Source organism: Intestinibacillus massiliensis (assembly GCF_900155735.1).
GTDB lineage: Bacteria > Bacillota > Clostridia > Oscillospirales > Butyricicoccaceae > Intestinibacillus > Intestinibacillus massiliensis.
In genome coordinates this window covers 216,561-226,826 of the sequence record NZ_LT707057.1, presented here as the reverse complement: position 1 = coordinate 226,826, position 10,266 = coordinate 216,561, and the positions used below count along the sequence as shown (strand labels likewise).

Below are 10,266 nucleotides of genomic sequence, written 5' to 3'. Positions count from 1 at the left end.
TGGTGACGAGGGTACACCTGTTCCCATACCGAACACAGTAGTTAAGCTCGTTAACGGTGACAATACTTGGCTGGCGACGGCCCGGGAAGATAACGCAGCGCCTACATTTTTAGCGGCGATCCTTTGGGGGTCGCCGCTTTTTTCTGTTTGAGCGGCGGCGGACACGCCTTTTTCTTGACTTCCGCCGCAGGACTGTATAAAATTGGTTCAGAAGGCGCGCGGGGGCGGGAAATCCGCCGTCCTGCCGCCCGGCTTTGTTGGAGGAGGCGCAGTATGCGGTTTGAATGTTTACGCGGCGCGCAGGATGCGCGGTACCGGGAAGCTTGCGCGTTATATCAGGACAGTTTCCCTTATCACGAGCAGCGGGAAGCCCCGGCGCAGGCCGCAATCCTGCACGAACCGGCGTATCAATATAACCTGATTTACGACAACGCGCAATTTGTCGGGCTGATGCTCTGCTGGGAAACCGCGCGTTTCATCTATGTGGAGCATTTCTGCATCCTACCGTCGATGCGGAACCGGCAATACGGGCGGAAGGCGCTGGAGCTGCTACAGAAAAAGGAAAAAGCGGTGATCCTCGAGATCGACCCGCCCGCGGACGGGGTCTCCATCCGCCGCAAGGCGTTTTATGAGAGGGCGGGCTTTACGGCGAACGGTTTTGTGCACGTGCACCCGCCCTACCATGCGGGGCATGACGGGCATAAACTCGTGGTGATGTCCTGGCCGTCCGCTTTATCGGAAGCGTTGTATACGGAATTTGCCGCGTATTTACAGCATGTTATTATGGAAAAGGTGTAAACCATCCTGCAAATGAGGGACTTATGAAAAAGGCAAACTGGGGTAGGCGCTGCATCCTGTTCGGCCTGCTCGCGCTGGCAGGCGCGGCGGCATTTTATCAGGGGCTCGTCACGACATTTTATACCATCGAGAGCGATAAGCTCAAGGCAGGCACGTCCATCCGGCTCGCGCTGGTCACGGATTTGCACAGCCATATCTACGGCGGCGACCAGTCGCCGCTGGCGCAGCGCATCCTTGCCAGCCGGCCGGACGCCGTGCTGCTCGCCGGGGACATCTATGACAACGTTACGCCGCCGGACGGGGTACGGCTGCTGCTGGCCAAGCTGGCCGGCCGTGTGCCGCTCTATTATGTAACGGGCAACCACGAGTATTGGACGCGCGACATGGACACCGTCCTCGCGCTGTTTGCGGAATACGGCGTGACCGTCCTGGACGACCGCTGGGAGTACGCCTCGCTGCATGGCGTGCAGGTGGCGGTGGCCGGCGTGAGCGACCCGGTGCGCGCCGACTTTGACCGCGGCTTCGACCCGCGCGCCGCGATGGCGGAGGGCTTTGCCGACCTGCCGCAGGACGCCTATACGATCCTGCTGGCGCACCGGCCGAACTGGATCGGGGAGTACCAGAAGTACCCGTTCGACCTTGTGGTATCCGGGCATAACCACGGCGGGCAGGCGCGCATCCCGTTCCTGCTGGATGGGCTGGTCGGGCCGGACGAGGGCTTTTTCCCCAAGTACCCCGGCGGGGTGTACCGGCACGGCGCGCTGACGCAGGTGGTCAGCCGTGGCCTGTCCGTGAACTGGAAATTGCCGCGCGTGTTCAACCCGCCGGAGCTGGTCGTGATCGACGTGCGCGGGACAGAAGGTTTTTCCGGGGATCTTTCAAAAAGCTATTGACTTTCCCCCTTGTGGAAGGTGTACCTTGATACTAGAAATCAAGGAGGGATGCCATATGAAAGGCAAGCATGAAAGATTCTGGCGGGCGTTCCGCTATGCATGGTACCTGTTCTGGCCGGTGCTGTACGCACTGTCGCTGCAATGGGGCGTCCAGGGGCAGGTTGCCCGCCTGATGGTGATCGCGCTGGTTGCCACCGCGGCGCCGCTGCTGCTGCGCATCACCGCGGGCAATTTCGACCCCGAGGAGCGCAAGGCGTATTATCAGGACGAGGGGCGCAACATCGACGCGGGCAAAGGCTCTTACTTCGGCCGCACGGTTTTCTGGACGCTGCCGATCCTGGCGCCGCTGCTGTGCTGGTTCATCCCATGGCTGATCGCATCAATGGGCGCATAACGGAAAAAAGGGGCTGTTGCATTGCAACAGCCCCTTTCCCCTGTTCACAGCTTTTGCAGCGCGCCCGTAAAAAGCGCGATGTGGTGCTCTTCGTCCGCGATGATGCGCTGCAGGAGCGCCTTCGCGCCGCTGTCCTGCAGGGACCCGGCCAGGCGGCGGTATTCGGCGATCGCCTGCTCCTCGCCCGCGATGGCGTCGCGCAGCATGCGCGCCGGCTGCTTTACGTAGGAGACGTTCGCGCCCGTCCACCACGCCGTGCGCCCCGGGGTCTGGTAATAGAGGTAGCCCGGGTCGCCGCCATAGGCCAGGACCAGCTTGCCGATTAGCTCCAGGTGCCGCATTTCGACCATGGAAACGCAATGGAACAGCTCCCCGACCTGGGGCGCGCCCGCGAGGGGGGCGAGCTGGCTGTTGTAAACGTATTGCAGGATGGCCGTCAGCTCGCCTTGCGGGCCGGCATAGCTGCCCAGCAGGCGGCGGGCGGCGTTATTGTCCGGTTTCTGCGGGGATACGGCGGGATAGGGTTCGGCGAGTATGTAATTCATGCAGGTTTTGTCCATTTGTCATGCGCCTCCTGTTTTAGCTTGTATTTCCAATGTATGCGAGGAAGCCCCCGAAGTGCACCGAAAAAAAGGTGACAATTTTATAAGTTCCGACGAAACGCTCCGCCGCGCCTTGACAATCCATCGGGGCTGTACTACAATAACAAGTACCAGCCACCACAAGATATGGTGGCGATTCGAATTTATGTGCACGTTATTTTGTGCAAAAAAGTTGCTTTTTCAAATACTTATGATAAAAGGGGAGTTCGCTAAAATGGTGCAGGAGATCATCAAAAGGGATGGAAGAAGGACGGCTTTCGAGCTGGAGAAGATCGCAAACGCCATTTTTAAGGCGGCGCAGTCGGTCGGCGGGCATGACTACCAAATGGCCATGGAACTGGCAAAACAGGTCGAGGACAGCCTCGGGGCGGAGGCCTCGTGCGAGCCCCCCACGGTGGAACAGATACAGGATATGGTGGAAAAGGTGCTGGTCAAGAACGGCCACGCCCGCACCGCCAAGAAATACATCCTTTACCGCAACGAGCGCACCCGCGTGCGTGAGATGAACACCCGGCTGATGAAGGTGTACGAGGACCTGACGTTCCAGTCCTCGCTGGAGAACGACATCAAGCGGGAAAACGCCAACATCGACGGCGACACCGCGATGGGCACCATGCTCAAATACGGCTCCGAGGGCGCCAAGCAGTTCTATGAGATGTTCATCCTCGACCCCGAGCATTCCAAGGCGCACCGCGAGGGCGACATCCACATCCACGACCTGGACTTCCTGACCCTCACGACGACCTGCTGCCAGATCGACCTGCTCAAGCTGTTCGAGGGCGGCTTCTCGACCGGCCACGGCTTCCTGCGCGAGCCGAACGACATCCGCTCCTATTCCGCGCTGGCGTGCATCGCCATCCAGGCGAACCAGAACGACCAGCACGGCGGGCAGTCCGTGCCAAACTTCGATTATTCCATGGCGCCGGGCGTGCGCAAGACCTACCGCAAGCTTTATAAGCAGAACCTCGCCAAGGCGGTCGAGGTCTTCGCGGGGCAGGACGATGCGGAGGAAGCCGCGGCGCGCCTGACCGCGCAGGTCGAGCGCGGCACCGGCAAATGGGCGGCGATCGCCGCGGACAACGGCTACGACGAGGCGATGGAGCAGGCGCTTGCCGCGGCGTATGGCGAGGAGGCCGCGGCGAAGGCCGTGCGCTTCTGCAAAAAGTACGCGGACAAGGAGACCCGCAAGGCGACCTATCAGGCGATGGAAGCGCTGGTGCACAACCTGAACACCATGCATTCCCGCGCGGGCGCGCAGATCCCGTTCTCCTCCATCAACTACGGCACCGACACCTCGCCCGAAGGCCGCCTCGTGATTGAGAACGTGCTGCTCGCGACCGAGGCGGGGCTGGGCAACGGCGAGACCTCGATCTTCCCGATCCATATTTTCAAGGTCAAGGACGGCGTCAACTTTAACGAGGGCGAACCGAACTACGATATGTTTAAGCTGGCGTGCCGGGTATCCGCCAAGCGGATGTTCCCGAATTTCTCCTTCCTCGACGCGCCGTTTAACCTGCAATACTACAAGCCCGGCCACCCCGAGAGCGAGGTCGCCTATATGGGCTGCCGCACACGCGTCATGGGCAACGTCTACGACCCGTCGCGCGAGATCGTCAACGGCCGCGGCAACCTGTCCTTCACCTCGATTAACCTGCCGCGCATCGGCATCCGTTCGCACGGCGACGTGGACTTCTTCTTTGAGGACCTCGACCGCAAGATCGACCTGGTGATCGAACAGCTGCTCGCGCGCTTCGCCATCCAGTGCCAGAAGCGGGTGCGCAATTACCCCTTCCTGATGGGCGAGGGCATCTGGCTGGATTCGGACAAGCTCGACCCGGACGATACGGTCGGCGAGGTGCTGCGGCACGGCACGCTGACGATCGGCTTCATCGGCCTGGCGGAATGCCTCAAGGCGCTCATCGGCCACCACCACGGCGAGAGCGACGAGGCGCAGAACCTCGGCCTGGAGATCGTCGGCCACATGCGCGACCGCACGGACGCGGCGAGCAAAAAGTACGGCCTCAACTTCTCGCTGATCGCCACCCCGGCGGAAGGCCTGTCCGGCCGCTTCATCCGCATCGACCGCGAAAAGTACGGCGTGATCGAGGGCGTGACCGACCGCGAGTATTATACCAACTCGTTCCATATCCCGGTGTACTTCCCGATCTCCGCGTTTGAGAAGCTGCACCGCGAAGCGCCGTACCACGCGATGACGAACGGCGGCCATATCAGCTACATCGAGCTGGACGGCGACCCGACGCAGAACCTCGAGGCGTTTGAAGCCGTCGTGCGCTGCATGAAGGATGTCGGCATCGGCTACGGCGCGATCAACCACCCGATCGACCGCGACCCGGTGTGCGGCTATACCGGCATCATCGGCGACGTGTGCCCGCGCTGCGGCCGCCATGAGGGCGAGGGCGTGAGCTTGGATAAGCTGCGCCGGATCGGGGTATACAAACATTTGAACAGTGAAACAGTCGGCTACCACGGCGACCCCTACGAAGAGGGCGACCGCCAGCCGAATGCGCTCGACTGATAAAGGGAAAGGAAGTTATATCATGGAAAAGGTAACGAACATCAATCGTGAAGAGCAGCTGATCGGCGAGGGCGTGGGCTTTGAGCGGATCCGCCGCATCACCGGCTACCTGGTTGGCACGCTCGACCGCTTTAATAACGCCAAGCGCGCGGAGGAGCACGACCGCGTCAAGCACAATACCGCCGCCTGCCCGGCGGAGGAAGACGCGGAAGAGAGCAGGACGGCCTGACGCATGGAAGGTTCTCTGCGCGTCGCCGGGACCATCGCGGAATCCATCGTGGACGGGCCCGGCATCCGTTACGTGATTTTTACCCAGGGCTGCCCGCACCGTTGCGCGGGCTGCCAGAACCCGCAGACCCATGATTTTGACGGGGGCACGGTGCTCAAGCTCGATACGCTCTATGCGGATATCATGCGCAACCCGATGATCGGCGGCGTGACGTTCTCCGGCGGCGAGCCCTTTTCGCAGGCGCGGCCGCTCGCCGTGCTGGCGGAGGCGCTCCATGCGAAAAATAAGCATATCATGGCATACAGCGGGTATACTTTCGAACAGATATTACAACTGGGAGAGGACGAAAACGCGTTGCTCGCCCAGTGCGACCTGTTGGTCGACGGCCCCTTTATCGAGACGCAGCGCGACCTGACGCTGCGGTTCCGCGGCAGCCGGAACCAGCGCATCCTGGACGTGCCCGCGTCCCTCAAGACCGGCGCGCCGGTCTGGGCGAAGGGCTACCAGCAGGTGCCGTAAGGCGCCGCGCCCGGCAGGGGCGCGAAAAGATCCATCAAAAAAACCCGGGGGCGGTAAGCCCTCCGGGTTTTTTTTGATCTGGTTTTACCGCTGCAGCCAGCTTGGCTTTTCACGCATCCGCACGCCGGCGGCAATGCCGACCGCGGCAAACATGGTGATGACCGAGGTGCCGCCGTAGCTGAAGAACGGCAGCGTCAGCCCCATGACGGGCAGCAGGCCGAGGCACATGAAGATGTTTTCAAACGTCTGGAAAAAGATCATGCCCGCGATGCCCATGACAAGCAGGGAGGAAAAGGAGCTGTTCGCCTTGAAAGTGACATAGAACAGCCGCAGGATCAGCAGCGCGAGCAGGCCGACGATGGCGCAGCTCCCGATGAAGCCCAGCTCCTCGCCCGCGACCGAAAAGATAAAGTCGGTGTGCTTGGCGGGCAGCATGTTGTACTGCGTCTGGTTGCCCTGCAGGAAGCCCTCGCCGTACATCTGCCCCGCGCCGATGGCGATTTTGCTCTGCGTGGTCTGCCAGGCCTTTTCCGGGTCGATCGACGGGTCGAACAGCACGAGGATACGGGTGATCTGGTAGTTCTTGAGGACGAAGTTCCACAGGAACGGGATCGAGGCGATGCCGAGCACCGCGCCGCCCGCGAACCACTTGAGGCTGAGCCCCGCGGCGAACAGCATGATGACGCAGATGGCGAAATAGGACAGGCTCATGCCCATGTCGCGCGAGGACACGATGATGACGCCCATCATCGCGAAGAGGTGCAGGGCGAGCGGCAAAAGCGTCTTCCAGTGGTTCAGCCGGTCGCGCACCGAGGAGAGGTGCGCGGCAAAGGTGAAAATAAAGAGCAGCTTGCCGATTTCCGCGGGCTGCAGGCTCAGGGGGCCAAGGCTGATCCAGCTCCGGTTGCCGCCGACGTCGCGCGCGATGGGGGTGAACAGCACGCATTGGAAGCCGAAGTTCAGGAGGAACACCCATTTCCAGACCGGGGCGATGGTCTCCAGGTCGAGCAGCGACATGATGACAAAGGCAACCACGCCGATGGCGATCGCCGCAAGCTGCATATAGATATATTTATTGGTCCCGTAAGCGCGGGTGGCGCTGTAGATCAGCGCGACGCCGTAGCCGGAGCAGGCAAGCGCCAGGACCAGCAGGTACAGGTCGGTATGCCTGATATAATGCCCGAGGGCGCGAAGCGGTCGCAAAGAGTCACATCCTTTCGATATAGGTTTTATGATACCACAAACGGGGGCTGTTTGCACGGGTTTTTGCAAAAAGTTCATACTTTTCGCGGCAGGCGGCTGGTATCTGCAGGCACGGCATGGTATAATAGCCGCATAGCGGCTGTTTAGACGTGGATTTCACAGCCCTGGTTTTGGGCGGCGGGGGGATACGGCGTATATCCCGCCGCCCGGGGGCTGCTTTAAAATGGGGAGGAAAAAAGATATGCTGACCGATATTGAAATTGCACAGGGCTGCAAGATGCGCCCGATCGCCGAGGTGGCGGCTTCCGCCGGCCTGCTGCCGGACGAGCTGGAGCTGTACGGCAACTATAAAGCCAAGCTGGCGTCCACGGTGTGGGGGCGGCTGAAGGACAGGCCGGACGGCAAGCTGATCCTGGTCACCGCCATCAACCCGACCCCGGCGGGCGAGGGCAAGACNGCCCGGGGGCTGCTTTAAAATGGGGAGGAAAAAAGATATGCTGACCGATATTGAAATTGCACAGGGCTGCAAGATGCGCCCGATCGCCGAGGTGGCGGCTTCCGCCGGCCTGCTGCCGGACGAGCTGGAGCTGTACGGCAACTATAAAGCCAAGCTGGCGTCCACGGTGTGGGGGCGGCTGAAGGACAGGCCGGACGGCAAGCTGATCCTGGTCACCGCCATCAACCCGACCCCGGCGGGCGAGGGCAAGACGACGACGACCGTCGGCCTCGGCGAGGCGATGGCGAAGCTGGGCAAAAACGCGGTGATCGCGCTGCGCGAGCCGTCGCTCGGGCCGGTGTTCGGCATCAAGGGCGGCGCGGCCGGCGGCGGCTATGCGCAGGTCGTCCCGATGGAGGACATCAACCTGCACTTCACCGGCGATATGCACGCCATCACCGCGGCGAACAACCTGCTGTGCGCCATGCTGGATAACCACATGCAGCAGGGCAACGCGCTCGGCATCGACCCGCGCCGCGTGACCTTCACCCGCGTCATGGACATGAACGACCGCGCCCTGCGCAATATCACGATCGGCCTGGGCGGCAAAATGAACGGCGTGCCGCGCGAGGATCACTTCATGATCACCGTCGCGTCCGAAATCATGGCGATCCTGTGCCTGGCGGACGGCCTGGCCGACCTCAAGCGCCGCTTCGGCGATATCCTGGTCGCCTACAACTATGCGGGCGAGCCGGTCTATGCGCGCGACCTTAAGGCCGAGGGCGCGATGGCCGCCCTGATGCGCGACGCGATCAAGCCCAACCTGGTGCAGACGCTCGAGGGCACGCCCTGCCTGATGCACGGCGGCCCCTTCGCCAATATCGCGCACGGCTGCAACAGCGTGCAGGCGACCCGGCTTGCGCTCAAGCTGGCGGATTATACGGTCACGGAGGCCGGCTTCGGCGCGGACCTCGGCGCGGAGAAGTTCTTCGACATCAAGTGCCGCAAGGCCGGGCTGCGCCCCGCGTGCGCGGTGCTCGTGGCGACGGTGCGCGCCCTCAAGTATAACGGCGGCGTGCCCAAGGCCGAGCTTGGCGCGGAAAACCTGGGCGCGCTGCAAAAGGGCATCGTCAACCTGGGCAAGCACATCGAAAACCTCAAGAAATTCGGCGTGCCGGTCGTCGTCGCGGTCAACGCGTTCCCGACCGATACCGCGGCCGAGCAGGCGTATATCGCGGACTTCTGCCGCGCGCAGGGCGTGGAGTGTGCGCTCTCCGAGGTCTTCGCCAAGGGCGGCGAAGGCGGCAGGGCGCTGGCGGAGAAGGTGCTGGCCGCGGTCGAGGGCGGCGCGGCGGATTTCCGCCCGCTGTATGACGACGCGCTGTCCCTGGAGGACAAGATCCGCACCGTTGCAACGGAGATTTACGGCGCGGCCGAGGTGAACATCCTGCCTGCGGCGGCCAAGGAGCTGCAGACCATCGCGGGCATGGGCTACGCCCGTCTGCCGGTCTGCATGGCCAAGACGCAGTATTCCCTGTCCGACGACGCGTCCCTGCTCGGGCGGCCGGAGGGCTTCACGCTCACGGTGCGCACGGCGCGCCTGTCCGCGGGCGCGGGCTTCGTGGTCTGCGAGACCGGCGCAATCATGACCATGCCCGGCCTGCCCAAGCTGCCGGCGGCGGAAAAGATCGACGTCGACGCGGAAGGCAAGATCACCGGCCTGTTCTAAGCGGGCGGCATCCTGATAAAAAAGCGCGCCGGATTGCCCGGCGCGCTTCCTTTTTTACGATTTTTACGATTCCTGCGGCGTGAGCGGGATGGTGGCGTCGCCAAACTTGAGCGCCGCCGCCTCGCTGAGCGGAGTGATCTCCCCGAAACGGATGTGCCAGGTGTAGTCGCCGTCCCTGCCTTCGCCGGGGGCGAGGCTGCCCACCGTCGTGTAGTCTTTGACGACGGAGCCGTCCTTGCGCACGAGCTGCGGTTCCCGGATACCGTCGTAGGCACCGCCGGCGCGGAAGGACAGCGTAGCCGCGACGTCCATACCGAGCGGAGACACCTCGATCGAGGTGAAATGCGCCTGTATCCTCCCGTCCGTCTCGACCTGCTGCCCGGCTTGGAAACGGCGGGCGGTATCAGTTGTGGAAAGCGGGAAGGTGAGCGCCCAGTGGCCGTCCACCGGCTGCCCGCGCACCGCGTAGTCGTCGCCGTAGGCGAAGATGCCGTCCATTGTGCAGGAGACCCGCCCCGGCACCGTGGTGCTGCCCTCGTGCTGGATTTCCAGAATGGTCTGCCAGGTGTCCGTACCCGGGATGCGTTGCAGGGAGGACATGCCGTACCCGGTGGTGGGTTCGTCCCGGTCGAGCGTCACATGCAGGTTGGAGAAGGACAGGTGCGCGTCCGGGATGCCGGGGAAGGCGCCAGTGTCGCCCGGCGTGACGGCCAGGGCGACGCAGGTGCGGCGGCCGTCGCTGATCACCGCCTTGGCTTGCACGGTAATCCCGTGGTCGGTGTCCGAAGCGTCAAGCGGTGTGCCGAGGCTTTCCAGTAGGCTGTCCGGCGTGCTGGAAAACAGGCTGTGCAGCCAGTAGGCGGCCGTGCCGTTTGCGGCCAGCGCCCCGAAGGTCAGCAGCAGCGCCGCCGCGGCGCCCACCAGGAC

9 protein-coding genes, 1 rRNA gene and 2 pseudogenes are annotated in these 10,266 nt (G+C 62.8%); 9 read left to right on the top strand and 3 right to left on the bottom strand.

Annotation, left to right across the window (positions count from 1 at the left end; translation table 11 throughout):
• From rrf to CZ203_RS07060, 4 genes are all read left to right on the top strand, one after another.
• Positions 1 to 106: ribosomal RNA gene (gene rrf, locus CZ203_RS07075) — 5S ribosomal RNA — on the top strand; the annotation flags it as partial.
• A gap of 167 nt (positions 107 to 273) precedes the next feature.
• Positions 274 to 798, top strand: a complete 525-nt coding sequence (locus CZ203_RS07070) for a GNAT family N-acetyltransferase (protein ID WP_087065428.1) — start codon at positions 274 to 276, stop codon at positions 796 to 798.
• Positions 799 to 821: 23 nt separating this feature from the next.
• On the top strand, positions 822 to 1,691 hold the full coding sequence (locus CZ203_RS07065; RefSeq protein WP_087065427.1) for a metallophosphoesterase: 870 nt from the start codon (positions 822 to 824) through the stop codon (positions 1,689 to 1,691).
• A gap of 55 nt (positions 1,692 to 1,746) precedes the next feature.
• Entirely contained in the window at positions 1,747 to 2,085 is a 339-nt protein-coding gene (locus tag CZ203_RS07060; protein ID WP_087065426.1) for a hypothetical protein, read from the top strand.
• A 44-nt stretch (positions 2,086 to 2,129) separates the two neighbouring features.
• Here CZ203_RS07060 and CZ203_RS07055 read toward each other — a convergent pair whose 3' ends face one another.
• A complete protein-coding gene (locus tag CZ203_RS07055; RefSeq protein ID WP_087065425.1) occupies positions 2,130 to 2,645 on the bottom strand; it encodes a manganese catalase family protein in 516 nt (171 codons plus the stop codon).
• Between the two features lie 256 nt (positions 2,646 to 2,901).
• Here CZ203_RS07055 and CZ203_RS07050 point away from each other — a divergent pair, with 256 nt between their 5' ends.
• The 3 genes and pseudogenes from CZ203_RS07050 to nrdG all read left to right on the top strand — a co-directional run bounded on the left by CZ203_RS07050 (position 2,902) and on the right by nrdG (position 5,971).
• Entirely contained in the window at positions 2,902 to 5,223 is a 2,322-nt protein-coding gene (locus CZ203_RS07050) for an anaerobic ribonucleoside triphosphate reductase (protein ID WP_087065424.1), read from the top strand.
• A 79-nt stretch (positions 5,224 to 5,302) separates the two neighbouring features.
• Positions 5,303 to 5,452 (top strand): annotated as a pseudogene (gene nrdD, locus CZ203_RS07045) (anaerobic ribonucleoside-triphosphate reductase); the annotation flags it as partial.
• A 3-nt stretch (positions 5,453 to 5,455) separates the two neighbouring features.
• Positions 5,456 to 5,971: an anaerobic ribonucleoside-triphosphate reductase activating protein gene (gene nrdG / locus CZ203_RS07040; RefSeq protein WP_087065422.1), complete on the top strand. Its 516-nt coding sequence runs from the start codon at positions 5,456 to 5,458 to the stop codon at positions 5,969 to 5,971.
• Between the two features lie 84 nt (positions 5,972 to 6,055).
• On the opposite strand, the gene CZ203_RS07035 is transcribed toward nrdG, so the two are convergent.
• The gene (locus tag CZ203_RS07035; protein ID WP_159456406.1) at positions 6,056 to 7,174 is read right to left on the bottom strand and encodes an FtsW/RodA/SpoVE family cell cycle protein; all 1,119 of its coding nucleotides are present in this window, start codon (positions 7,172 to 7,174) and stop codon (positions 6,056 to 6,058) included.
• Between the two features lie 241 nt (positions 7,175 to 7,415).
• Here CZ203_RS07035 and CZ203_RS07030 point away from each other — a divergent pair.
• A pseudogene (locus CZ203_RS07030) lies at positions 7,416 to 7,628 on the top strand (formate--tetrahydrofolate ligase); the annotation flags it as partial.
• 40 nt (positions 7,629 to 7,668) lie between these two features.
• A complete protein-coding gene (locus CZ203_RS07025; RefSeq protein ID WP_087065419.1) occupies positions 7,669 to 9,339 on the top strand; it encodes a formate--tetrahydrofolate ligase in 1,671 nt (556 codons plus the stop codon).
• A gap of 63 nt (positions 9,340 to 9,402) precedes the next feature.
• Here CZ203_RS07025 and CZ203_RS14655 read toward each other — a convergent pair.
• Positions 9,403 to 10,266, bottom strand: an 864-nt coding sequence (locus tag CZ203_RS14655) for a DUF4179 domain-containing protein (RefSeq protein WP_159456405.1), incomplete at its 5' end; no start/stop codon positions are given.

Bases quoted from the DNA above. Each gene is read 5' to 3' on its own strand.
- CZ203_RS07055 (WP_087065425.1), bottom strand. From the start codon at position 2,645: ATGGACAAAACCTGCATGAATTACATACTCGCCGAACCCTATCCCGCC.
- CZ203_RS07065 (WP_087065427.1), top strand. From the start codon at position 822: ATGAAAAAGGCAAACTGGGGTAGGCGCTGCATCCTGTTCGGCCTGCTC.
- CZ203_RS07060 (WP_087065426.1), top strand. From the start codon at position 1,747: ATGAAAGGCAAGCATGAAAGATTCTGGCGGGCGTTCCGCTATGCATGG.
- CZ203_RS07050 (WP_087065424.1), top strand. From the start codon at position 2,902: ATGGTGCAGGAGATCATCAAAAGGGATGGAAGAAGGACGGCTTTCGAG.
- CZ203_RS07070 (WP_087065428.1), top strand. From the start codon at position 274: ATGCGGTTTGAATGTTTACGCGGCGCGCAGGATGCGCGGTACCGGGAA.
- nrdG (WP_087065422.1), top strand. From the start codon at position 5,456: ATGGAAGGTTCTCTGCGCGTCGCCGGGACCATCGCGGAATCCATCGTG.
- CZ203_RS07025 (WP_087065419.1), top strand. From the start codon at position 7,669: ATGCTGACCGATATTGAAATTGCACAGGGCTGCAAGATGCGCCCGATC.